Origin of the sequence: Paenarthrobacter sp. NPDC089714 (assembly GCF_044748905.1) — a bacterium.
Lineage (GTDB): Bacteria > Actinomycetota > Actinomycetes > Actinomycetales > Micrococcaceae > Arthrobacter.
This window is the reverse complement of record NZ_JBIVGX010000005.1, coordinates 213,886-237,103: the sequence shown is the minus strand read 5'-3', so window position 1 is coordinate 237,103 and position 23,218 is coordinate 213,886. Positions and strand designations below refer to the sequence as shown.

Here is a 23,218-nt window from a genome sequence, read left to right as displayed (position 1 = left end):
TGCTTTAAGTCGGCATCTGGATTTCCACAGGGTTCATTCAGCTTTTAATGCATCCCAAACCGGTAGACAGCAGGGACGGGTTCGCCAGGACATACCTCCTCCCACAGGTCCGCGATGGCGTCCTCGCCCTCCCGCAAATCAGGGATCTCGACGCCGTCACGGAGGATCGCCGCGGCCTCGGCTCCGTGCCCGCCGCGGGCGAGCGCCAGCGCCCTGAGGAACGTCAAACGTCCGACGGCGGCACCCTCCTTGGGTGCCGACTCCGCCAGGTCCAGCGCCATGACCGGGTCTCCGTGCCGGATGCTCAGGGTGACGGCTTCCACGAGCAAGGCGGTGACGGTTGAATCAGTCTCCACACCGTTCCGCAACTCAGCGAGGCCTTCTTCGTTTTTCCCCGCAGCGAGCAGGGCCAGGCCCAAACCACGGTGTGCCAAGGCCTTCGTCCGCCTGTGGGCATGCTTGGCGCCAAGTGTCCGTTTGTACCATTCCTTGGCGCCATTGAGGTCCTGCCGGGCATGCCGCATGGTAGCCACCTGGAAGTCCGCTTCCGGGTTCCCCTGCGCTTCAAGAAGCTCCTCCCAGTCCGCGCCGGCAACAAAGGAGGGCGCGCCGTCGAACGGTTGCCCTTTCAGCAGCCCCAGCCAGGGTTCCTGCTCCGCCGTGACGCTTTCCGTGACGAACGGCGTGCCGCTTTCGTCGATCCACCGCTTGCCGGTGCGCCGGCGTCGGGCGCGTTCGGACACTCCCCAGCCGCTGCCGGTCAGCAGCATTTTCGACGGCGGCACGTCGGCGTTGCTGATCGCGGTGGGAAGCATGGCTTCCAGTTCCCCGTGTGGCAGCAGTGTCTCCAGCTTCCGGCCGGCGTGTTCCACGGCAGCGTCCCAATCCTGGCAGTGTGAAATGCCCGGATCAAGGTGCCCGTTGCCATAGGCCTCCACCCAGGACCACACCGCTTCGGCGGGCATGACGAGGTGTTCGAACTGGGTCTGTGCCAGTCCCGCCTGGATTTCGGCGTAGGGGCCGGCGCCGGGGCTCAGCCACTCTTGCCATCGTTTGCCTCCCTGCCCCTGGCCCCAGACGAAAAGCTTCTTACCCCGCAACAGGCCGGTGGAGAGCATCGCGAGCCCATCGCCGTCGTCGTCCGCTGCCACTACCCAACGGCGCTCGGCCGGATCGATGTCGAAGAAGAAGTCGGCCGCGTGCGGGCTGTTGACCAGCCAGGTGCCGTCGTAGCCTTCATGGGCCGTGGGCCGGACGCGGGTGATGTCCGTGGCGTAGTCGCTGCCGAACGCCTCGTCCGCGGGCGCGATCACGCGGGTCCTTGCTGTCTCCGGGATCGCCGCGTTGCTCCACCAGTACATGGGAACGTCGTGGTCATTGGGGTTGCGGATCCGCACGGCGGCGAACAACACGGCCGAATCCTCCGGCAACCAGAGGTCCACTTGGAACACCACTTCGCGGAGCCGTTCGAATTCCCACATCCGCAGGAGGTGCTTGCCGTCCGGGGCGTGGACGATCGCCGTATGCAACGGATCGCAACTGGTGGGCGAATGGCCGCGCGTTCCGATGTTCCACTCCAAACCGCCGGCAAACCATGCCTTCCGCAGCGCGATATTGGCCAGCTGCGGCGCTCCGTGGGTGTGCAGGAGCTGCTTGCCCGTGGCTTTGTCGAACAACTCCCAGATCCTGCCGCCCAGCGACGGCAGCACCGTGGCGCGCAGCTTGCTGTTTTCAAGCACGACGGCGGGAAACTCCTTGGGTGCCGCGTCCCGGTCATAGCCGTCCTGCATGAGGTATGGATAAACGTTGGGCACCAGGCCGTACCGTGCGGACGCCTGGAGCTCCTCGGGGATGCCCTCGCCCACGGTGTAGGGCTGGTCGAGTTCGGAGGCCACCACGGGCAAGGGGTTCAGGGGGCCAAGGTCCGCCATGCCCAGCGTCAGGGTTGTCACTGTGAGGTTGGATGATGCCACGTCAGTATCCAATCGTGAGGAGGAGCCCGCGGTTCGGCTCGATGGTGATGGTGGCGCCGGGCTCATAGTGCGCGGCATTCTGGAAGCCGTCAATGGCAGGGGCGTCCATGTCCACGGACGCAAGGTGGGCGGAACCGGCGTCGAAATTCAACTGCACGTCCACAGTCTCCTCGGACCACGAAGCCAGCGCTACTACTGCCTTCCCGCCGTCCGTCCACGTGGTGGCCAGGATGTCAGCATGGCTGGTTGTGACCGGCGCCTGCGGATCCCAGTGGCCCACCATCTCCATCTGCTCCAGCCCTGTCTTTGCCCAGAAGTCCCACAGGGGCCGGTTGTCCACGCGCGGCGCCCTGCCCGTCATGCCGAACACCATGCCTCGCCAGGGATTGCCGCCGTTTTCGAGCATTTCGCCCATGAGGCCGAACGGTATTCCGGACAACTCCACCAGCCAGTAGTCCGGGTCGGTTCCTTCATAGTCGAAGTACTCCCCGAGCCAGAGCCTGTCCACATAGGGCAGCTGCTCCATGTACAAGTTGGCTGACGACGCGTAGCCATCGTGGGCGGTGAATTGGTTGGCCGAATGCAGGTCGATCTCCGGGCCGTCAGTGGCGCGCTCCCGGCAGGCTCTTTCCAGCACTTTCCGGACCCGCAGCATGGTGTGCCGGTCGAAGGCGATGTCATCCAGGTAGATCCCGTCGATGCCGTCCTCGCCTTTGGACAGCTCGGCGAGGCTGCGGACGTAGAAGTTCTCCAGCCGCGAGCCACCTGTGGTGACCACCGCAATGTCATCCACGTTGGGTGCAAACCACGCGGAGACGTAACCATCCCCGGCGTGTTCCTGGAGCCAGATGTGTCCCTTACCCGGCCCGTCGCTGAACACCTCATGGTCCAGGTGGAGCATGGGCAACAGCTCAGGACTGTGGAAGGTGAGCTCCCGGACGGTGTTGTAGACCTTGGCCTTGAGTCCGTGCTTGTGGCACTCGGCGATGTAGCTGCGGAGCTTGTCCTCACTCAGCAGTGGATCGTTGATGTAAGGGGCGGGCGCCGTGGCGTGATGGATATTCACCACTGTGGCGCCGGCGTTTGCTATGCGTGCAGGGTCCGCCGGCTCGTGGAAATACCGCTTGCCCAGATGTTTGCCAGGTTCGATCGGTTTAAACGGAGTCAGGAGGAGCCGGAAATCGAAGTCGAGTGCTTGCCCGGAGTCCAGGGCGCGTGGCCCGCTGGTGGCTCTTACGGTGACAATGCCGTCCTGCGTCCGGAGCGAGACTCCCCCGGTTCCCCACGAATCCGGCTGCAGCAGCGGCTTCTCGAGGTAGAAATTGGTGTTCAGCGGCCGTTCGTAGCTCCTGTCACGGAGGGCGAGTTGCAGCCCCGCATGAGCCCCGCCCAGCCACAGCGCATCCTGGTTCTTGCTTGCCACGTCCCACAACCAGTCCAGTTCCGCGGGTCGCCGTCCGCCGGGGATTCCCAAACCCATGGCGAGCGGTACCGCAGCCTCATGCAATCCAAGCCGCAGCCCGACGTCGGGCACGTCCACAGTCCCGTGTGCGCCCAACCGCAGCCCGAAGTGAACGGCACCATCCGCGTCGAGCGTTCCGGTCAGCTCCAGCGACGCCACTGTCTTGCTGCCCTGCAGGCCCGTCCACTGGCAGGACCACGAGACCCGCGCCGGTCCCGCCACGGTGTAGTCGATAGGCCCGTAGGCCCAGTCGATGGTTCCCGTTTCCAACGTCATCGCTTGCGCTAAAAGCCCGACGGCGGGACCGTCCGTTGCCGTCACGCCCGCAGTGAAGGTGGAGGTCACCTGCGCCGGGAGACCCGAATCTCCCAGTTTGAGGGTCCTGCCCAGGATCCCCAACGTCCGGCGTTCTTCATCCAGCGTGACAGGGGTAAACGGGGCCACGAGCCCGGCGTCCTGGGCGATGGTCGAGTCGATCCACGCGAGCCGCCTGAGCAGCCGCGGATCGTTGGTGGCTTCCGTGCGTTCCCTAAGATCCAGGGCCACGGCCAGATGCTGCGTTAGGCCGTCGTCGTTTCGGACCGTGATGCCCGCTGTGACCACGCCGTCGGCATCATCGGGGATGGGGACGATGACGAACAACGCCTTTACTGTTCCCGCGGGGATGCTGAGGGACTTCTTCAAGGGCTTGCCGAGCCGGTCCGTTCCGTCGGTGTTGATGCAGCGCCCGTTCGCTACCTCCACCGATACGCCGTCGAGGTCCTTCAGTGCATAGACACCGAGCTGGACCACGTAATCCTCACCCGGCTCGGCCGTGCCCCGGAAGTGGCCGGTGGGTCCGTTGATGGCCCAGTGCGCGGCCAGCCCGTGCCGCATGGAGATGGGGTTGAGCCGGTCCTCGGCGAAGATGAGGAAGGCTTCGCCGGCATCCTCCTGCTGTAGCTGCTCCAGTTCCGCCGCTGTTGCCGTGAAGTTCATGGGCGCAAACGAGTCACGCTCGCTGGCGGCCTCGTAACGCACTGCGTGCGCTGGTGGGAGCCGGGTTCCGTTGCTGTCCGCCCACAGGGAACCCACGACGGCGGCCGCCCAGTCGGGCGCTGCGGCCGGCCTGCGTGGGAGGTACTGCGCTTGGGGATAGTGCGCCTTTCCCAGCATCGCGTACGGCAGGTAGTACACGAAGTAGGTTCCGGGGCCATCGACGGCTTGGAAAACCAGCGTGCCGGACTCGCGCGTAGCTACTTCCGCTATGACGTTCCGGACCCTCGTCCCGGAGTGGGCGGCCACGACGATGATCTCCACACCGGCAGGGTCCTGGTCTTGTCGCCGCCAAGGAATGACCACCCTCCTGTTTTGGCCCAGGCCATCGTCCGGGACCTCCACCACGAAGCGGTGGTTGCCGTACAGGAGCTTGTCCCAGTGACCTACGCCGCACTCCACTTCCGGGTGCCCGGTAACGCGTTGGGGTACGTGTTGCCGGGTGGAGCCGATGTGCGGGGATTTGATGGATTGGGCGGGCTCGGAGGGGCGTGTTGTGGCCGGTGTGAGCGGCTCGGGCAGCGGCATCGCTGGGACTCCTGAAGGTAGCTTCCGGGGTGGTTTCACCGAGTTGGTGAATCCTTACATCATTGCCGCGTTCCGTGAAGGCTGTAAAGGGTATTGCGATGCGCGATGAGTGTCATTGGCTGAGTGTTTGACCAGCACGGATTGTGCGTAGGCTTGGTCAGTGACCATGCATGCGAATCAGCTCAGTCTTGGGCTGACTGAAGCTGTGCGGCTGGTGCGGGGGCTCCTTCCGTCGACCGACGCATCGGAGGTCGTGGCGGTGGAGAGTTCGGGAACGGTTAACTACCTGTACCGGATAGGACCAGGTTTCGCCGCGAGGTTTCCGATGCAAGGCACGGACGCTGCCCTGGCCCGCGAAACCCTTCTCGCGGAACACGCCGCGATGCGTGAGTTCGCAGCAGTCAGCACGGTTCCATCACCCGTGCCTGTTGCGATTGGCGAGCCGAGCGCCGATTATCCGCTGCCGTGGTCTATCCAGACCTGGATCGAGGGCGAAACTGCTACCGCGACGTCAGCGGCTTCGTCGACAGCCTTTGCGCTGGACCTCGCGGCGCTCATCGCGAGCCTTCGGCAGGCCGACACGAAGGGCCGTTCATTCTCCGGTGGGGGCCGCGGAGGCGAACTGGTCACCCATGATGGGTGGGTGGCACAGTGCCTCCGACGGAGCGAGGGACTCCTGCCGGTTGACCGGCTCCGCCTGGCTTGGTCCTCGCTGAGGCTGCTGCCTCGTCATGGTGACGACGTCATGTCCCACAAGGATCTCATTCCCGGAAATGTGGTCGTGGGCGCCGACTGCCTCGCGGGTATCCTCGACACCGGTGGCTTCGGCCCCGCCGACCCTGCACTGGACCTCGTTGCCGCTTGGCACATGCTCGACTCCAGCAGGAGGAACGTCCTGCGCACGACCCTCGCCATCGGGGACCCCGAATGGAGACGAGGCGCCGCTTGGGCCTTCGAACAAGCTATCGGGCTCGTCTGGTACTACGCCGACACGAATCCTGCGATGAGCGCACTCGGCCGGAGCACCCTGGAACGTCTTCTCGCCGATCCCGCGTTGGCCCTGTAGAGACACGCTGTCCCGGTCAAGAGTGCTCCGTGGGACGCCCCGGCCTATCGTCCCTGCGCAGCCCCAATCATGGCAGGCCAAGCCTCACGCCCGCGACTGCAGATTGACGGCATTCACCGCGGCCCTCGCTGCGCGCACTGTCTCGCGGTCTGTCACGGAATAGGCTGTGGGATCCGCGCCGTCCTGGCTCCCGAGGGAAATGGCGGAGTCGGCGGGCGTGGACACAGTCCTCTTGGCGGACAAGTGCACCGCGGAGAGGCCTGCCGCATGCATGGCGGGGATGTCCGAGAGCTTGAGCCCTCCCCCGGCCATGATCTCGATGGCCCCAGCGGAACGTTCAACCAGTTGTGCCAGGGTGGGCAGGCCCTCCCCGGCCGTTGGCTCGTGTCCGGACGTGAGGACGCGGGTGAACCCGAGCTCCAGGAGTTGCTCCAGGGCACGGAGAGGATCCCGGGATTGATCGATGGCACGGTGGAAGGTTATCCCGGCCTCCGGCTTGGTCTGCCGGGCCACGTCCACCAGTTTGGCCGTCACGGGAACGTCCACTTCGTCGTCGCGGGTCAGCGCCCCCACCACAACGCCGTCAGCTCCCAGGGCCAGCAGGTGCCTGACTTCGTGAACCATGGTGTCCACGTCCGAGGCGGAATAGTGGAAATCGCCGGGCCGGCACCGGACCAGGGCATGGATTCCCAGGCGACCGTCCACATGTTCCATGCTTGACTCCAGGAGGCCCTGGCTTGGAGTAAGGCCACCGAGTTCCAGGCCGCTGCACAGTTCGATCCTGTCGGCGCCTTCCGCGGCTGACGTTCCTGCGCCCGCAGCGCTTGTCACGGCGATCTCAAGTTTCATGGTGAAACTCTACGTGGACCCGGGTTTGGGCACACCAAAGGCCCCTGAGAAGCATCTCCCAGAGGCCTTAGGTGCAAAACACGGCGGCTCAGGCCTGGTAGGCCGCGAGCTTCTCCTTTTGCTCCGGCGTGAGCCTCAAGACCCGTCCGGTCTCTTCAGCCACGAAAGCCAGGTGCGTGCTCGCTTTGACGCACTCCTCACGGGTTACGGGATCCCTGATGACGTAGTGGAGATCGAAACTGGCTCCCTTAACGGCGCCCACCCAGATTTCCACGACTGCCGGGATGTTGCGGTACTCCAAGGTTCGGACATAGCGGACCTTGTGCTCGACGACGAGGGTCATGACGCCTTCGCCAACATCGTTGAACAAGGCGGCGGGCGGCTCCGTGCCCGGCAAACCGGCGCCTGCGGGCGGACCGAAAGCCGCGATGCGGGCTTCCTCCAGCATGCGCACGATCTGCACGTTATTGATGTGGCCGTAGGCATCCATGTCACCCCAGCGCATGGGCACCAAGACCTCGATGCGCTGGGGTGCCACCGACGATTCCGCGGACGCGGGTGCCGTTTGCGTGCTCAGCTGTGCACCGCCGTCGAATCGTCCACAGTGGTTTCGCCCGCATCCTCACCGGCAAACTGGGACATGTAGAGGCGGTAGTACGCGCCCTGCAGTGCCAGCAACTGGCTGTGGTTGCCCTGCTCCACGATCTGGCCGTTCTCCATCACCAGGATGGTGTCGGCATCGCGGATGGTGGAAAGGCGGTGGGCGATCACGAAGCTGGTGCGGTCCGTGCGGAGGGCAGCCATGGCCTTCTGCAGCAACAGTTCGGTACGGGTGTCAACGGAGCTCGTCGCTTCGTCGAGGATCAACAAGGATGGATCGGAAACGAACGCACGTGCGATGGTGATGAGCTGCTTCTCACCGGCGCTGACGTTGTTGCCCTCTTCATCGATGATTGTCTGGTACCCGTCCGGAAGCGCACGGACAAAGCGATCCACATAGGTGGCCTTTGCCGCCTCCATGACCTGTTCCTCTGTCGCATCCAGGTTGCCGTACTTGATGTTGTCGTAGATGGTGCCACCGAAGAGCCACGCATCCTGCAGCACCATGCCCACCTTCGAGCGGAGCTCGGCCCGGCTGAGATCCTTGACATCCACGCCATCCAAGGTGATCCGCCCTGCGTTGAGCTCGTAGAAACGCATCACCAGGTTGACCAAGGTGGTCTTGCCAGCCCCGGTCGGTCCCACGATTGCCACCGTGTGACCCGGCTCAGCGCTGAAGGAGAGGTCTTCGATCAGCGGCTTGTCCTCGACGTAGCTGAAGTACACCTTCTCGAATTCCACGTGTCCGTCTGTCTTGGCCGGCAAGTGCTTGGTGCCGGTTTCCTGGACTTCCTCCTCGGCATCCAAGAATTCGAAGACACGCTCTGCCGAGGCCACGCCCGACTGCAGCATGTTGGCCATGCCCGCGATTTGGCCCAGCGGCTGGGTGAATTCGCGCGAGTACTGAATGAAGGCCGTGGCATCGCCGAGGCTCATGGAACCTGAGGCGACGCGCAGGCCACCGACGACGGCGATGCCCACGTAGGACAGGTACGAGACAAAGTTCATGGCCGGAAAGATGATGCCGGAAACGAACTGTGCACCGAATGAGGCTTTGTACAGTTCCTCGTTCTTTTCATCGAAGCGGACCAGCATGTCTGCATCGCGGCCGAAGACCTTCACCAGGTCATGGCCGGAGAACGACTCCTCGATCTGGCCGTTCAAGGCACCCGTGTTCTTCCACTGCGCTGCGAAGAGCTTCTGGCTCCTGGCACCGATCACGCCGGCCATGACTCCGGAGAGCGGCAGCGCGATCAAGGCGATCAGCGCAAGCTCCCAGGACACAATGAACATCATCACGATGATGCCCAGCACGGTCAGTACCGAACTGACCAGCTGCGCGAATGCCTGCTGGAGGCCCTGCTGGACGTTGTCCACATCATTGGTGACGCGGGACAGGATGTCGCCCCGCTGGCGGGTGTCGAAGTAGTTCAGCGGGAGCCGGTTGAGCTTGGCCTGGACTTCGTCGCGGAGGTTCCTGATGACCCGCATGACGATCCGGTTCAGCAGCCATCCCTGGGCCCACAGGAAGATGTTGGCCACGAAGTACATGAGCAGGACGATCGAAATCAGGAATGTCAGCTTCGGGAAATCGATGCCGTTGGTCAGGGTCATTTTGGAGACCATGTCCGCGAAGTTGTCCTGGCCCTGCTGGCGCATGAGGTCCGCGAACTGCTCCGGGGTCACACCTGGCGGTATCTGCTTGCCAATGACGCCACCGAAGATGACGTCCATGGCGCTGCCGAGGACCTTGGGAGCGATGACGTTGAGGACCACGGAAACCACCACGAGTCCGATGACGATCAACACACCAACCCGTTCGGGCTTGAGCAGGCCCATGAGACGCTTGGCGGAAGGCCAGAAAGCCTTGGCCTTCTTGGCCGGCACATCGCCGAACATTCCGCCGTCGGCCTCTGTGGGGACGTACTCTTCCTCGACGAAGTCCTCGTCTTCAAGGGCCTCTGTGGCTACATCAGCGGCAGCCTCGGCCTTGGCGGCTTTGGCGGCTTCCGCCTTGGCAGCCCAGCCACGCTTCTTTTGCTGGTTCTGCTCGGTCATGCCACTTCCTCCACGCTCAGCTGGGATTCAACGATTTCCTGGTAGGTGGGTGAGGTTTCCAGGAGTTCGTCGTGGGTACCCCTGTCAACGATCCGCCCGTTGTCGAGGACGAGGATCTCGTCGGCGTCGCGGATGGTGGAGACGCGCTGGGCGACGATGATCACCGTGGAGTCGCGGGTCTTGGCCTTCAGCGCCTTGCGCAGCCGGGCGTCGGTAGCGACGTCCAGTGCCGAGAACGAGTCATCGAAGACATAAACGTTGGGCTTGGTCACCAAGGCGCGCGCGATGCAGAGGCGCTGCCGCTGGCCACCGGAGACGTTGGTGCCGCCCTGCGCGATTCGGCGGTTGAGGCCTGCCGATTTCTCCTCCACGAAGCCTTTGGCCTGCGCGGTTTCGAGTGCCTCCCAGAGTTCCTCATCCGTGGCCTCGGTCTTGCCGAAACGGAGGTTGTGCTCGATGGTGCCGGAAAACAAGTACGGCTTCTGGGGAACGGCGGCCACACGGCTGCTGATCTCCGACGCATCCAGTTGGGTGACAGGGACGCCGTCGAGCAGAACTTCACCGGAGGCGACGTCGTAAAGCCGCGGTAGCAGCGAAACCAGGGTGGTCTTGCCTGCGCCGGTGGACCCAATAATGGCCAGTGTCTTGCCGGGTTCGGCTTTGAAGGAGATGTTGCTCAGCACGGGAGCCTCAGCGCCCGGGTACTTGAAGGTAACGTCGCGGAACTCCACGCGACCGGCTTTTTCGGCCGGCACCACCGGGGTGGTGGGGTTATGGATGGAAGGCTCGACGTCGAGTACCTCGCCGATGCGGTCTGCACACACCGAAGCGCGGGGAATCATCATGGCCATGAAGGTACCCATCATGACGGCGATCAGGATCTGCAGCAGGTACTGGAGGAACGCGGTCAGGGCCCCCACCTGCATGTCTCCGGAATCGACTCGCTGGCCACCAAACCAGAGCACGGCGGCGGTTGAGAGGTGGAGGATCATGCCGATGGCCGGGAACATGAGGACGAACAGGTTGCCGATCTTCACGGACACGGCCGTGAGGTCCTGGTTGGCCTCGCCGAAGCGCTTTGCCTCGTACGGCTCCCGAACGAAAGCCCGGACCACGCGGATACCGATGATCTGCTCGCGCAGCACGCCGTTGATGGCGTCGATCTTGGCCTGCATGGACCGGAAGAGCGGCATCAGGCGAACCACCAGGTAACCGACCACCGCCACGAGGACGGGCACGGAGACCCACACGAGCCATGACAGGCTGACGTCTTCCTGGACGGCCATGATGATGCCGCCCACGCACATGATGGGCGTGGAGACCATGAAGTTCAGGCCCATGAGGACCAGCATCTGGACTTGCTGGACATCGTTGGTGCCGCGGGTGATCAGGGTTGGAGCGCCAAATTTGTTGACGTCCTGGGCGGAAAAGCTGCTGACTTGGCGGAAAACGCCCCGGCGGAGGTCGCGGCCAATGGCCATGGCCGTCCGGGCTCCGAAGTAGACGGCCGCGATGGCAGTGAGTACCTGGGCGAGGGCGACAGCGAGCATCAGCGCGCCGGTCCGCCAGATGAAGTCGGTATCGCCGCGGGAAACTCCCTCGTCAATGATTTTGGCGTTGAGGCTGGGAAGGTAGAGCGTTGCGATGGTGGACGCCAACTGGAAGATGAGGACGGCCACGATTTGCGGCAAATACGGCTTGGAGTAGCGCCGTATAAGGGTGACAAGCATGCCCACGGATCCTTAAGGAGAGAGTACGTGAATGAGTTAAGTAAGTTCTAGCAGCAGGCGCTGACAGTATTAGCCTCCCCACTCTACGAGGTCAGTTGCCTATGCGAAACAACCTCCGGAAAAGATCATCCCAGCGGAGTACCAGCAGCGACACTCCGGTGTAGATGGCGCTAGCCAAGCATCCCGAGGTACTTCGGGCGGCATTTCATCGCATGGATCAGTTCTTCACTACCGTCGTCCCAGACCAGTACTACGAGTTCCAGCAGTCGCCCGTGCATATCAAAGCCGAGGCGAAGGAACCTGCGTGGGTCCTCATCATCCAAAGGGACTGACACCAGCGGCCAAGTCGCCGCCTCGATCGCGTCAGCGGAGCTGATACCGTGCTTGCTTGCGGAACGGCGGACATTCACGCCGCGTGCGACCAGGCGGCCAGGGCGGCACGGATGGCTTCGGATCGGTTGAGGTGTTCGCGCTCGGCTCTTGCCATCACAGCTGCCAACTCGTCCACCGTCAGGCGTACCGGAATGACCTGAGATGCCTCCGCCCCCCGGGCAGGGCGCCCCATCCGCGCCTTCAACTCCTCAAGGTCGTAGCCAGCTTCGGCCTCCTCCACCCATTCGTCGATCTCAGACTCCGAGACTTCCCGTCCGCGCATTTTGCGTTCCATGCAAAGAATCGTATTACGAATATCTTCTGGTGACCACAGCGACCGACGGCTGCGACCCAAAGACAAAAGGCACTGGCAGGAATCCCGGCCAGCGCCTTTTGTCGCGCCCTTGTTCAATTCCCGTCTCAGCGAGGTGGGGAAAGCGAGCAGGAAAGGCAGGTTGGCAAACTTAGCCTGCGTGCTTGCCGTGGTCCGTTTTGGCTTCGACGCCCTGCAGGAGCATCAGGGCCATGCGTTCCTGCTGCCGGCGTTCGCGCTTGAGTTCCTTGCGCAGGGCCCTCAGCTCATCGGCGGTCCTGGCTTGCTGCTCGGCGACGCCCTGCTGCTCGCGGAGCCGGGCCTGGAGTTCCACGTTCGCCCGGCTGAGCTGGAGCTGTTGTTCCGCCAGGACGTACTGGGTCCGTGACAGTTGCTCCTGGAGTTCCTTCACGTCGGTCGCCGCATGGGGCCGTTCCTGGGTCAGGATCCTGGCGAACTCAAGGTCGAGGTCCTCCGACGAGCGGTCCCCCGGTGCCGAACGCCGCGCGCTTTCCCCGGACCCGCCCTGCCGGGGACCGGAATCCTGAACCGAGCCGGAAGCAAGGTGCCGTTCGGCATCGAGGCGGGTGCCGGCGTCGTGCGATTCACCAGCGCCGGACGGCACTGCGTCCAGGGACGTCGTGTCCAAGGACATCGCTGCCTCACCGGACGCGGTGGCGATGAGTTCCTTTTCCGGGGCCGCGTCGACGGTCCGGCGGAGGGGGCGTTCCTTGATCAGGAGAACGGCCAGAAGGGCAACCACGCTGATGACGGCAGAGATCATGAAGATCTGGGCAGTGGCGTCACCGTAGGCGGCACGCATGATGTCGCGGATCGGGGCGGGCATGTCGGCCAGGTCCATGCTGGCACCGGAGGAACCACCCTGCACGGGGATTCCGGCGGCGGCCAGTCCCTCGACCGCCAGGTCCTTCACGTGGTTGGACATGATTGCGCCCAGGACGGAGACACCGATCGCGCCACCCACCGAGCGGAAGAATGCCACGGAAGCACTGGCCGTTCCAATGTCCTTGGCCTGCACGGTGTTCTGCACGGCAAGCACCAGGTTCTGCATGAGCATGCCCAGGCCAAGGCCGAACACGCCGGTGTAGATCGCAACGATCCACAGTTCAGTGGTGTGGTCCATGGTGCCGGCGAAAGCGAGCCCGCCGATCAGCAGGACGCTACCGGCGATGAGGAACCTCTTCCACTTGCCGAAGCGGCTGATCAGGATACCCGAGGCCACCGAGCCCACGAGGTTTCCGGCGATCATCGGGAGCGTCAAGAGGCCGGCCTCCGTAGGCGTGGCGCCACGTGAAACCTGGAAGTACTGGCCAAGGAACGTGGATGAACCGAACATCGCGATGCCAACGGCAACGGAAGCCAGGATGGCCAGGGCCGTGGTGCGCTCCGAGATGATCTTCAGGGGAATGATCGGCTGGGACACCTTGGTCTCAACGAACACCAGGAGCGCCAGGAGGGCCACACCGCCGCCCACCATCAGGGCGGACTGCCAGGACACCCAGTCGTAGTACTCCGGGTTGCCGGCGAAGGAAACCCAGATGAGGAGGAGGCTCACGCCGGTGGTCAGCAGGATGGCACCCAGCCAGTCGATCTTCGCCGGACGCTTGATGTGCTCGATCTTCAGCGTGATCTGGAGCAGGATGAGCGCAATCACGGCCAGCGGAACGCAAACGAAGAATGTCCAGCGCCAGCCGAGGGGGCTGTCCACGATGAAGCCACCAAGCAGCGGGCCACCGGCGGTGCCAACAGCCATGACAGCACCCATGTAGCCCGAGTACTTTCCGCGGTCGCGCGGCGGAATCATGGAGCCGATGATGGCCTGGGCCAGTGCCGTGAGGCCACCCATGGCCACGCCCTGGACCACGCGGGCAGTCAGCAAAAGCGGAATTGTCTCGGACAAACCTGCCATGACCGAGCCCGCAACGAAGATGATGATGCTGAGCTGCACCAGGAGCTTCTTGTTAAAGAGGTCTGCGAGCTTGCCCCAGATGGGCGTGGTGGCCGCGTTGGCGAGCAGGGCCGCGGTGATGACCCAGGCGAAGTCGGTCTGCGTGCCCTTGAGCTCGGACATGATGGTGGGGAGGGCGTTCGCCACGATGGTGCTGCTCAGGATCGCGGTAAAGAACGCTGCAAGGAGGCCCGTCAAAGCCTCCATGATCTGGCGGTGGGTCATGGGCGCTGCGGCGCCCACGTGCCCTGGCGCTGCGGTTTGGACTGCTGGTTTGGCCATGCGTGGCTCCTAAACTGTGAGTTTCGTCGTTGTGGAACCGGCCGCCGTTGCCCGGATTGAGTCTTTGAGGGACGTGCTGAGCTTCTCCAGCACCCTGGATGCTTCAAGCGCATCTGCTTCGCTCCAGTCCGCGAGGTAGTCCCGCAACCGGACGCTCCGCTGCTCTTCGAATTCGCGGAGTTTGGCTGTGCCGCTCTCCGTCAGCGCGAGGAGCTGCGCCCTGCCATCTGCCGGATCAGGCCGCCTCATGACGAAGCCCAGGTCCTCCAGCTCGGCTATGTGGCGGCTCAGGACGGGCGCGCTGACGCCCAGCTTGGCCGCCAGGTGGGTGGCACGGGTCTCCCCCTCGCCAATGAACCGCATGACACCTTGGACGGCCATTCCGACGTCGGGAACGCGGGCCAGGTGGGCGGTCACCACACAGCGCAGAGTCCGCTGCAGGTCGAAAATTTGATGCACAAGATCGGTTGCCGTGGCTGAACCGACGGACATGGAAAACACCCCTTTTTTGTTTGCCTAAAGCAACTATACACAAGAATGATTGCTTTGGGAAACTAAAGAAGGGTCAGGAGGCGTCCTCGGTCAGCTCCCGCGCCACGGAAATGACTTCCTCCACCCGTCTGGGCCGGTGCACACCCGGCGGGACCACGGCAACGAGCTTGTTCTCCGGCAGCTTGTCCTCAATGGGAACCAACGCCACCCGGGCGCCTGTATAGAGGGACTCGATCCCGGGCCACACGTTCGTCACCGAATACGCCCTGCCACTGGCCACAATCCCGCGGATGGTCTGAGCCACCACGCTCCGCCACCGCACCTTGGGCTCGATCCCCGCCGAATGGAACATGGCAATGACGCGCTCCGCGCTGGGTGGTACGTCAAAGAGGACTACGTCCTCCTCCGCCAGATCGGCGAAGCTGAGCGATCTCCGCTGTGCCAGAGGGTGGTCCGCCGCCAGCATGAACTGCGGGCGGGATGCTGCCACCGTGAGGATTTCGACGCCGGGAACCGCCTGGAGCGAATAGATGAACGCCACGTCCAGCTCCCCCTCCCCCACAGCCCGTTGGAGTTCTTCGGCATTGCCCTCCACGAAGTCGAGTTCCACGTCCGGCCACCGCGCGGCGAAGACACGGATCAGTTCTGGAATCAACCGTGGCGAGATCGCGATCATGCAACCAATCGACACACGGCCGCGCATGTCCTCATGGGAGCCGTGAAGCGCGCCATGGAGTTCCGCGGTTTCCCGCAGGATGCGTCGCGCACGGACACCCAGCTCCATCCCCGCCGGCGTGGGTTCCACCCGCTTGGCGCGCGTACGGATCAGCAGGTCCAACCCCAGGCTCTTCTCCAACTGGGCGATGGCCATGGAGGCCGCAGCCTGGGAAATGTTGGATTCGCTGGCGGCCTTGGTCAGCGAGCCGTGGTCCAGGACGGCCACGAAGTATTCCAACTGCCGCAGCGTAAACTCACCCATCAGTTCTCCTTATGAACTTCTTAGAATTGATTGATTATACAAGTGACGTGGTGCGGACCACACTGGAAGAAAGACCTTCCGACCAAGGAGAACCATGACGCCGACGTCATCCCTCAAACCACACATCGTCACCCTCGGAACAGCCGGTGGGCCACGGTGGTGGGCCGCAGCCGATTCCGGCGAGCGCACGGGAATCGCCACGGCCGTGGTGGTTGGGGATGCCTTCTACCTGGTGGATTTCGGGCAAGGCGCGGGACGACGGCTCAGCCAGTCCGGACTGCAACTGAAGGACCTGCGTGCCCTGTTCATCACGCACCTCCACTCGGACCACGTCTACGACCTTGCCGGGCTCGGTATCTTCGGGCTCTACGCCCTCACCGAGCGCACGGAGAACCCGGTCCGCATCATTGGACCCGGCAACCGTGGCGAGCTTCCCGCGGTGTCGCCGCGCGCCGTCGTCGCTCCTGAACCGCTGGCTCCGGAGAATCCGACGCCGGGCACCCGCCAAATGTTCGAACAGCTCATGAAGGCCCACGCAACGGACCTCAACGACCGCATCCTGGACAGCCTCCGGCCCAGCCCCCTGGACATCTTCCACGCCGAAGACATCCGGATCCCGGCCGAAAGCGGCTACCACCCCAACACCAACCCGACGCCGGACATGGAACCGTTCGAGGTATACCGCGACGAACTGGTCACGGTGACGGCCATCCTGGTGGAGCACCCGCCGGTGGCTCCGGCATTCGCGTTCCGCTTCGACACCGCCGAGGGCTCGGTGACCATCTCCGGCGACACCGCGTACACGCAGAACATGATCACCCTCGCCCAGGACACGGATCTGCTGCTGCACGAAGCCATCGATTTCGCGTGGGTGGAGTCCCTCTACGCGGACAAGACGGACGAGTCCAGCCGGGCTTCCCGCGACCACCACTACAAGTCCCACACCAGCGTCCGCGAGGCCGCCAAACTGGCAGAAATTGCCGGCGCCGGCCACCTGGCCCTGCACCACCTCGTCCCCGGTTCCGCCCCGGAGTCGGTCTGGCAGGAAGCGGGAGAGCACTTCACCGGGACCTTCACTGTCCCGAACGACCTCGACACCATCCCGTTCGCCCGTCAGCGCTGACGCGGCCCGAAACACCAGAGGAAACCCCATGAGCTCAGCCCCAACAGCCCCGGAAACCGGAGCTGTCACCACCACGGAATCGTCCATGAATTCCAAGGACATGCGCCGCATCCTGGCCTCCAGCTTTATTGGCAGCGCGATCGAATACTACGACTTTGTCCTGTATGCGACGGCAGCGAGCCTGGTCTTCAACAAGGTCTTCTTCGCCAACCTCGGCCCGGGCTTCGACCTGTTCGCCTCCTTCGTGACCCTTGCAGTGGGCTACATCGCCCGCCCGTTGGGTGGCCTGATCTTCGGGCACTTCGGCGACCGCCTGGGCCGCAAGCAAATGCTGGTGCTGTCCATGTTGATCATGGGCCTTGGCACCACGGCCATCGGCCTTCTTCCCACCACTGCACAGATCGGCATGGCCGCACCGTTGGCCCTGGTGATCCTCCGGCTGGTCCAGGGTGTGGCCGTGGGTGGCGAGTGGGGCGGAGCGGCGCTCATGGCGATCGAACATGCGCCCAAGGAACACCGTGGTTTCGCTGCAGCGTTTGCCAACGCAGGCGGGCCGGCCGGGGCCATCCTCGGCACGCTTGCGCTGTCCCTGTTCGCCGCGGTGTCCGGCAAGGATTTCCTCGTGTGGGGCTGGCGCGTTCCGTTCCTGCTGAGTGCCTTGCTGATTGTGGTGGGCCTGGTGATCCGCCTGAAGGTGGCCGAAACTCCGGCGTTCCAGCGGCTCGAGGCAGCCGGCGAAAAGCGCCGGGTCCCCCTGCTGGATGTCCTCAAGAACAACCCCAAGGCCGTGCTCCTGGGCTTGCTCGCAACCACCTCGTTCTATGTATGCCAGTCGATGACCACCGTTTGGGGCGTTTCCGTGGCCGTTGACAGCGGCGCGGACAAAAACGGCGTCCTGAACATCAAGGCGTTTGCCGCACTCCTGACCCTGGTGATCTGCTTCTATTCCGCCCGCCTCAGCGACCGCGTGGGCCGCCGTCGGGTGCTCATCGGCGCGTCCCTCCTGGGTGCGGTGCTGGTGTACCCCATCCTGATGCTGCTGACCAACGGCGAGTTGTGGGGCTTTGCGGTGGCGATCATCCTGGGCAACGGCCTGGTCCAAGGGTTCCTGTACGGACCCATCGCAGCCTACGTGGCCGAACAGTTCCCCACCCGCAATCGTTACACGGGCGCATCCTTGGCGTACCAAGGCGCTTCCATGATCGGTGCAGGTTTCACACCGATGATCGTCGCGGGCCTGAGCCTCGCTGCCGGAGGCGGGATCTGGCTGATCGCAGTGTTCTGGATCGTGGCCATGCTGGCCTCGGCGATCGCGGTCAAGGCCACACCGGAGGGCACGCGGCGCGACCTCGACTAGCTTGTGGGTTCCGCCCTGCAACGCAGAAAAACCCCCGCGCTTCTGCGCGAGGGTTTTTCGTGCTGCTAGTCGTCCAGGTGGGTGGGGCCGAACATCTTCAGCAGCGTTTCAACCACGACGACGTTGGGTCCGTCTGCGGCAAAGGACGCCTTGAGCGCATCCCCCACTTCCTCCGGGGATACCCGGCGCGCGGGGACGCCGAAGGACTCGGCCAGTTTGACGAAGTCCGGGCGGGCCAGTTCGGTAGCCGTCGCCTTGCCGAAGGCACCCACCATGTATTCGCGCAGGATGCCGTAGCCGCCGTCGTCCACGATCAACCACGTGACCGGAATGTTGTGCTGCTTCGCAGTGGCGAGTTCCGAGATGGAGTACATGGACGAACCGTCGCCGGACACTGCGAGTACCCGCCCCGGTTTGCCGGTGGTTTCCAAGCCCACGGCACCGCCGATCGCGGCGGGGAACCCGTAGCCCAGCCCGCCGGCGCCCTGCGCGGAATGGAACTGGCCTTCACGGGCATCCCAGCAGGACCAGCCCCAGTACGCGGAAATGGTCATGTCCCAGAAGGTCTGCATGTCCGCCGGAACGGCTTCGCGGATATCGGCCATGAACTTCAGTTCCTTGGCGAGGTCCTGCGATTCCAGACGGGCTTTGACCTTGGCCAAGGCGTCCTTGACCACATCCTCCGGGCTGGTACCGTGCCAGTCGCGTCGGGTTGCATCCGCGGCGCCAGCTTCAGCAAGTGCCTCGGTGAGCGCCTCATCGAGTGCTGCGAGGGCCTGCCCGGCGTCGGCACGGATGCCAAGGCCGGGACGGTTGGACTCCAGGACACGGGGTTCGGCGTCGATCTGGATGATCCGGCCGCGGGGGGCGAACGTGAAGTAGTTCGACGTCACCTCGCCCAGGGACGAACCGATGACGATCAGTACGTCCGCGTCCTCAAGGACGTCGGTCATGTACCTGTCCTCGATCCAGGACTGCAGGGACAGCTCGTGGTTCCACGGGAACGCGCCATTGCCGCCCGGGGTGCAGATCACCGGGGCCCGCAACTGCTCGGCAATGGAGAGCAACGACTTTTCGGCCCGGCCACGGCGCGTACCGCCGCCGGCGATGATCGCCGGACGTTCCGCCGTCGTAAGCCACTTCACGGCCTCACGGACCAACTCCACACGCGGCGGGTTGTCGAAAGCCTCAGCCAAGGCATCTTCCACCGGCGGGACCACGATCGGATCCAGCAGCACGTTCTGCGGAATCTCGATCCACACAGGGCCCTGCGGGGACGAAATCGCTTCCGTCCAGGCGTCCTGGATGGCAGACGGGATACCCGAAGCGTGCTGGATCAGCCGCTGGCTCTTGGTGACATTCGCGGCCGACGCCTTTTGGTCATCAAGCTGGTGGAGCATGCCCTTGCGGCGGGCACCCAACCCCTCCAAGGGGATCTGGCTTGCGACGACCACCATCGGAACACCGGTGGCGTAGGCCTCCTGCAAACCAGCCAGGGACGTCAACGCGCCCGGCCCCGTGGACAGGAACAGCACGCCGACCTCGCCGGTAGCGCGGGAGTACCCGTCAGCGGCGAACGCGGAGTTGTTCTCCACGCGCGAGGAAACGAAGTGCAGGTTGCCGCGGCCCATGGCATCGAACAAACCCAGGGCGTGCTGGCCGGGAATGCCAAAGACCGTCTTCGCACCGAGCGCTTCAAGGGTCTCGACAACGAGGTCCCCACCGTTGCGCTGGCCTGTCTCCTTGGTGGGAGCCGCCGTGCCCGGATCAAAGTCGATCATCGCCGGGTAGCTTTCGCGAGTTCTTCGATGCGTGCACCCAGGGCCTGCTGGGCGTAGCCGTTCGGAGCGCCGTGCCGGTCGCCCTCCACAGCGTTGTCCGCCATGAGGGTCACCAGTTCGTAGGCAACGTGGCTGCCGGCCACACCCGTAATTTCCGCGTGGTCGTAGGCCGGAGCAACTTCCACAACATCGGCTCCCACGAGGTTCATGCCACGGAAGCCGCGGATGATCTCCAGGAGTTCACGGCTGGTGATGCCGCCGGCTTCCGGCGTACCCGTTCCCGGCGCATGGGCCGGATCCAGGACGTCGATGTCCACGGAGATGTACAGCGGGCGGTTGCCGATCCGGTCCCGGATCTTGGCCACCGTCTCGGCAACGCCCTGGTAGTAGACGTCTGCCGAGGTGACGATGCCGAAGCCAAAGCGGTGGTCGTCGTCGAGGTCTTTCTTGCCGTACAGCGGACCGCGGGTTCCAACGTGGCTGATGGCCTCGGTATCCAGGATGCCTTCTTCGACGGCACGCCGGAACGGGGTACCGTGCGTGTATTCCGCACCGAAGTAGGTGTCCCAGGTGTCCAGGTGGGCATCGAAGTGCAGCATGGCGATGGGCTCGCCGGCACGTTCAGCCGCCGCCCTCAGCAGTGGGAGGGCAATGGTGTGGTCGCCGCCGAGAGTGACCAGTTTGCTGCCCGTGGCGGTAAGGTCCAGGGCGTTTTGCTGGATGGTTTCGATGGCCTCGTTGATGTTGAACGGGTTCACGGCCATGTCGCCGGCGTCGGCAACCTGGATGTTCTCGAACGGGCTGACGTCCCACGCGGGGTTGTACGGGCGCAGCAAGCGGCTGGCCTCACGCACGTGGTTGGCGCCGAAGCGCGCGCCGGGACGGTAGGAAACGCCGGAGTCGAATGGCACGCCGACAACGGTGACGTCGGCCTTGGACACCTGGTCCAGGCGGGGCAGGCGGGCGTAGGTGGCTGCACCGGCGTAGCGCGGGATGCGGGAGGAATCGATGGGGCCGAGGTTGCCGTTGGCCTCGATACGGAGCTCTTCCAAAGTTGCGCAACTCCTTAAGTAGATGGCTGCTGTGACACCCATCATACACTCAAAGTTGTCTAATAAGCATCACCTGTTTACAAGTCAGCTTTGTCGGGTCGACCATATGAGATGCCGGTCACATGAGGCGTAAAGATTCCATAAAAACCGGTATTAACAGGCAATTCCCAGCAATACGCTCCATTCCGGGAGCAGCACCGTGCTGCGCGAAAGGACGACGTGACCACGCTGACCAGGCCTCCGGCCGACCCTGCCGACCGGCGCAAGGAAGCCTTCAATCTCAAGGCGTGGCTGCTGGAAGGCATGCCGGACACGTCGGGCAAACGGCAAGGACCGCACGGGAAGCCGTCCGAGTCGCACAAGCCGCAAGCCTGGTGGAAGGTCATGTGCCTCACGGGCCTGGACTACTTCTCCACCCTTGGTTACCAACCCGCCATCGCGGCCCTTGCCGCAGGCCTGCTCTCACCGCTGGCTACCCTGCTCCTGGTTTTCGCCACCCTGGCCGGAGCGCTGCCCGTCTACCGACGCGTGGCCAAGGAAAGCCCCCGCGGCGAAGGCTCCATCGCCATGCTGGAACGCCTGCTCCCCCGCTGGGGAGGCAAGCTCTTTGTCCTTGCGCTCCTCGGCTTTGCGGCAACGGACTTCATGATCACCATTACGTTGTCCGCCGCTGACGCAACAGCACACCTCATCGAGAACCCGTTCGCTCCGGAATTCCTGGAGGGGCAGCACGTGGTGATCACCTTGGCCCTGATCGCCGGGCTGGGCATCGTCTTCCTCCGGGGATTCCGGGAAGCCATCAACGTTGCTGTGGTGCTCGTCGCGGCCTTCCTGGCACTGAACCTTGTGGTGGTCTTCGTGGCCATCAGCCACCTCTTTACCGAATCCCACGTGATCACCGACTGGTGGAGTGCACTGACCACGTCACATGGCGATCCGTTGATGATGATCGGGCTTGCCCTGCTGGTCTTCCCGCGCCTGGCCCTGGGCCTCTCCGGGTTCGAAACCGGCGTGGCCGTGATGCCGCAGATCAAGGGGCGCGCCACGGACACCGATGCCAACCCCGCAGGCCGGATCAAGGGTGCCCACCGCCTGCTGACAACGGCAGCGATCATCATGAGTTCCTTCCTGATCACCTCAAGCTTCACCACGGTCATGCTGATCCCCGCCGCCGAGTTTGAATCCGGCGGCAAGGCCGAGGGGCGCGCCCTGGCCTACCTTGCCCACAAGTTCCTCGGCGATGGCTTCGGCACCGTGTACGACATCAGCACCATAGCCATCCTGTGGTTTGCCGGCGCTTCTGCCATGGCCGGCCTGCTGAACCTGGTCCCCCGCTACTTGCCGCGCTACGGCATGGCTCCCGCGTGGGCCCGGGCACTCCGCCCCTTGGTTCTGGTGTTCACGGTCATCGCCTTCGCCGTGACCATCATTTTCCAGGCAGACGTGAACGCCCAGGGCGGCGCCTATGCCACGGGCGTGCTGGTGCTCATTACGTCGGCATCCATTGCCGTGACGCTCTCCGCACGGCGCAAGAAGCAGCGGGCCCAGTTCATCGGCTTCGGCATCGTCTCGCTCGTCTTCATTTACACCACGGTGGTCAATTCGATCGAGCGCCCGGACGGCCTCAAGATTGCTGCCCTGTTCATCCTGGGCATCATGGTGGTGAGCTTCATTTCCCGGATCCGGCGCGCCTTCGAGTTGCGGGCCACCCATATCAAAATGGACGAGGAGGCCCTCGAGTTCACCGCGAACAACAGTGATGGTCCCGTCCGGATCATTGCCCACGAGCCCAAGCACCTCAGCGCGGACCGGTACCAGGAGAAGCTGGAACACGCCCAGCAGGCCAACCACCTGCCCAAGGACTGCGGCGCACTTTTCATCGAGATCATCGTGGACGACAGCTCGGACTTCGAGCAGGAACTCCAGGTAGTGGGCAAGGAACGCCACGGCTTCAAGATCCTGGAAGTCCACAGCAACAACGTGCCCAATACCTTGGCTGCCGTACTCCTCCACATCCGGGACGTCACGGGCTTCATGCCGCACATCTACTTCCGCTGGACCGAGGGTAACCCGATCTCCAACCTGAGCAAGTTCCTCTTCTTCGGCGAGGGCGAGATCGCACCGGTCACCCGGGAAGTGCTGAGGGAAGCCGAGCCGGACATCACCCGCCGCCCCTGGGTCCACGTGGGCTAAGCCC

16 protein-coding genes are annotated in these 23,218 nt (G+C 64.0%); 4 read left to right on the top strand and 12 right to left on the bottom strand.

Features of this window, described 5'->3' with window-relative positions:
• Nucleotides 1-44: 44 nt before the first annotated feature.
• Both ACIPY3_RS11905 and ACIPY3_RS11900 read right to left on the bottom strand, forming a co-directional pair.
• On the bottom strand, nt 45-1,973 hold the full coding sequence (locus ACIPY3_RS11905; RefSeq protein ID WP_400334248.1) for a DUF5107 domain-containing protein: 1,929 nt from the start codon (nt 1,971-1,973) through the stop codon (nt 45-47).
• A 1-nt stretch (nt 1,974) separates the two neighbouring features.
• A complete protein-coding gene (locus tag ACIPY3_RS11900) occupies nt 1,975-4,998 on the bottom strand; it encodes a glycoside hydrolase domain-containing protein (RefSeq protein ID WP_400334245.1) in 3,024 nt (1,007 codons plus the stop codon).
• A gap of 166 nt (nt 4,999-5,164) precedes the next feature.
• On the opposite strand from ACIPY3_RS11900, the gene ACIPY3_RS11895 reads away from it, so the two are divergent.
• Nucleotides 5,165-6,064 (top strand): phosphotransferase, encoded by a 900-nt coding sequence (locus tag ACIPY3_RS11895; protein WP_400334366.1) that lies wholly within the window; start codon nt 5,165-5,167, stop codon nt 6,062-6,064.
• An 84-nt stretch (nt 6,065-6,148) separates the two neighbouring features.
• On the opposite strand, the gene ACIPY3_RS11890 is transcribed toward ACIPY3_RS11895, so the two are convergent.
• The 8 genes from ACIPY3_RS11890 to ACIPY3_RS11855 form a co-directional block, all read right to left on the bottom strand.
• Nucleotides 6,149-6,913 carry a copper homeostasis protein CutC gene (locus ACIPY3_RS11890; RefSeq protein WP_400334242.1) on the bottom strand — a complete coding sequence of 255 codons (765 nt, stop codon included), beginning with the start codon at nt 6,911-6,913 and terminating at the stop codon, nt 6,149-6,151.
• A gap of 88 nt (nt 6,914-7,001) precedes the next feature.
• Nucleotides 7,002-7,418: an acyl-CoA thioesterase gene (locus ACIPY3_RS11885; protein WP_400334364.1), complete on the bottom strand. Its 417-nt coding sequence runs from the start codon at nt 7,416-7,418 to the stop codon at nt 7,002-7,004.
• Between the two features lie 68 nt (nt 7,419-7,486).
• The gene (locus ACIPY3_RS11880; protein WP_400334239.1) at nt 7,487-9,571 is read right to left on the bottom strand and encodes an ABC transporter ATP-binding protein; all 2,085 of its coding nucleotides are present in this window, start codon (nt 9,569-9,571) and stop codon (nt 7,487-7,489) included.
• Nucleotides 9,568-11,301: an ABC transporter ATP-binding protein gene (locus ACIPY3_RS11875; protein ID WP_400334236.1), complete on the bottom strand. Its 1,734-nt coding sequence runs from the start codon at nt 11,299-11,301 to the stop codon at nt 9,568-9,570. Before ACIPY3_RS11875 ends, ACIPY3_RS11880 begins: the two co-directional genes overlap by 4 nt.
• A 406-nt stretch (nt 11,302-11,707) precedes the next feature.
• The gene (locus ACIPY3_RS11870; protein ID WP_400334233.1) at nt 11,708-11,968 is read right to left on the bottom strand and encodes a ribbon-helix-helix protein, CopG family; all 261 of its coding nucleotides are present in this window, start codon (nt 11,966-11,968) and stop codon (nt 11,708-11,710) included.
• A gap of 169 nt (nt 11,969-12,137) precedes the next feature.
• Nucleotides 12,138-14,237, bottom strand: coding sequence for an MFS transporter (locus ACIPY3_RS11865; RefSeq protein ID WP_400334230.1), 2,100 nt, complete (start codon nt 14,235-14,237; stop codon nt 12,138-12,140).
• Nucleotides 14,238-14,246: 9 nt separating this feature from the next.
• Nucleotides 14,247-14,729 carry a MarR family winged helix-turn-helix transcriptional regulator gene (locus ACIPY3_RS11860; protein ID WP_400334227.1) on the bottom strand — a complete coding sequence of 161 codons (483 nt, stop codon included), beginning with the start codon at nt 14,727-14,729 and terminating at the stop codon, nt 14,247-14,249.
• Between the two features lie 73 nt (nt 14,730-14,802).
• Nucleotides 14,803-15,708 carry a LysR family transcriptional regulator gene (locus tag ACIPY3_RS11855; RefSeq protein WP_400334224.1) on the bottom strand — a complete coding sequence of 302 codons (906 nt, stop codon included), beginning with the start codon at nt 15,706-15,708 and terminating at the stop codon, nt 14,803-14,805.
• A 94-nt stretch (nt 15,709-15,802) separates the two neighbouring features.
• Here ACIPY3_RS11855 and ACIPY3_RS11850 point away from each other — a divergent pair, with 94 nt between their 5' ends.
• On the top strand, nt 15,803-16,831 hold the full coding sequence (locus tag ACIPY3_RS11850; protein ID WP_400334222.1) for an MBL fold metallo-hydrolase: 1,029 nt from the start codon (nt 15,803-15,805) through the stop codon (nt 16,829-16,831).
• A 28-nt stretch (nt 16,832-16,859) separates the two neighbouring features.
• Nucleotides 16,860-18,188 carry an MFS transporter gene (locus tag ACIPY3_RS11845; RefSeq protein ID WP_400334220.1) on the top strand — a complete coding sequence of 443 codons (1,329 nt, stop codon included), beginning with the start codon at nt 16,860-16,862 and terminating at the stop codon, nt 18,186-18,188.
• A gap of 65 nt (nt 18,189-18,253) precedes the next feature.
• Here the strand turns inward: ACIPY3_RS11845 and ACIPY3_RS11840 are convergent, their stop codons facing one another.
• Nucleotides 18,254-19,969, bottom strand: coding sequence for a thiamine pyrophosphate-binding protein (locus ACIPY3_RS11840; RefSeq protein ID WP_400334218.1), 1,716 nt, complete (start codon nt 19,967-19,969; stop codon nt 18,254-18,256).
• Nucleotides 19,966-21,021, bottom strand: coding sequence for an agmatinase (gene speB / locus ACIPY3_RS11835; RefSeq protein ID WP_397323073.1), 1,056 nt, complete (start codon nt 21,019-21,021; stop codon nt 19,966-19,968). Before speB ends, ACIPY3_RS11840 begins: the two co-directional genes overlap by 4 nt.
• Nucleotides 21,022-21,240: 219 nt before the next feature.
• Between speB and ACIPY3_RS11830 the strand changes: the two genes are divergently transcribed.
• Complete coding sequence (locus ACIPY3_RS11830; RefSeq protein WP_400334214.1) at nt 21,241-23,214, top strand: APC family permease; 1,974 nt, start codon at nt 21,241-21,243, stop codon at nt 23,212-23,214.
• The last annotated feature ends 4 nt before the right edge of the window (nt 23,215-23,218 follow it).

Coding starts and splice junctions, on each gene's coding strand:
- ACIPY3_RS11900 (WP_400334245.1), bottom strand. CDS start 4,998: ATGCCGCTGCCCGAGCCGCTCACACCGGCCACAACACGCCCCTCCGAG.
- ACIPY3_RS11895 (WP_400334366.1), top strand. CDS start 5,165: ATGCATGCGAATCAGCTCAGTCTTGGGCTGACTGAAGCTGTGCGGCTG.
- ACIPY3_RS11890 (WP_400334242.1), bottom strand. CDS start 6,913: ATGAAACTTGAGATCGCCGTGACAAGCGCTGCGGGCGCAGGAACGTCA.
- ACIPY3_RS11885 (WP_400334364.1), bottom strand. CDS start 7,418: ATGCGCTGGGGTGACATGGATGCCTACGGCCACATCAATAACGTGCAG.
- ACIPY3_RS11880 (WP_400334239.1), bottom strand. CDS start 9,571: ATGACCGAGCAGAACCAGCAAAAGAAGCGTGGCTGGGCTGCCAAGGCG.
- ACIPY3_RS11875 (WP_400334236.1), bottom strand. CDS start 11,301: ATGCTTGTCACCCTTATACGGCGCTACTCCAAGCCGTATTTGCCGCAA.
- ACIPY3_RS11870 (WP_400334233.1), bottom strand. CDS start 11,968: ATGGAACGCAAAATGCGCGGACGGGAAGTCTCGGAGTCTGAGATCGAC.
- ACIPY3_RS11865 (WP_400334230.1), bottom strand. CDS start 14,237: ATGGCCAAACCAGCAGTCCAAACCGCAGCGCCAGGGCACGTGGGCGCC.
- ACIPY3_RS11860 (WP_400334227.1), bottom strand. CDS start 14,729: ATGTCCGTCGGTTCAGCCACGGCAACCGATCTTGTGCATCAAATTTTC.
- ACIPY3_RS11855 (WP_400334224.1), bottom strand. CDS start 15,708: ATGGGTGAGTTTACGCTGCGGCAGTTGGAATACTTCGTGGCCGTCCTG.
- ACIPY3_RS11850 (WP_400334222.1), top strand. CDS start 15,803: ATGACGCCGACGTCATCCCTCAAACCACACATCGTCACCCTCGGAACA.
- ACIPY3_RS11845 (WP_400334220.1), top strand. CDS start 16,860: ATGAGCTCAGCCCCAACAGCCCCGGAAACCGGAGCTGTCACCACCACG.
- ACIPY3_RS11840 (WP_400334218.1), bottom strand. CDS start 19,969: ATGATCGACTTTGATCCGGGCACGGCGGCTCCCACCAAGGAGACAGGC.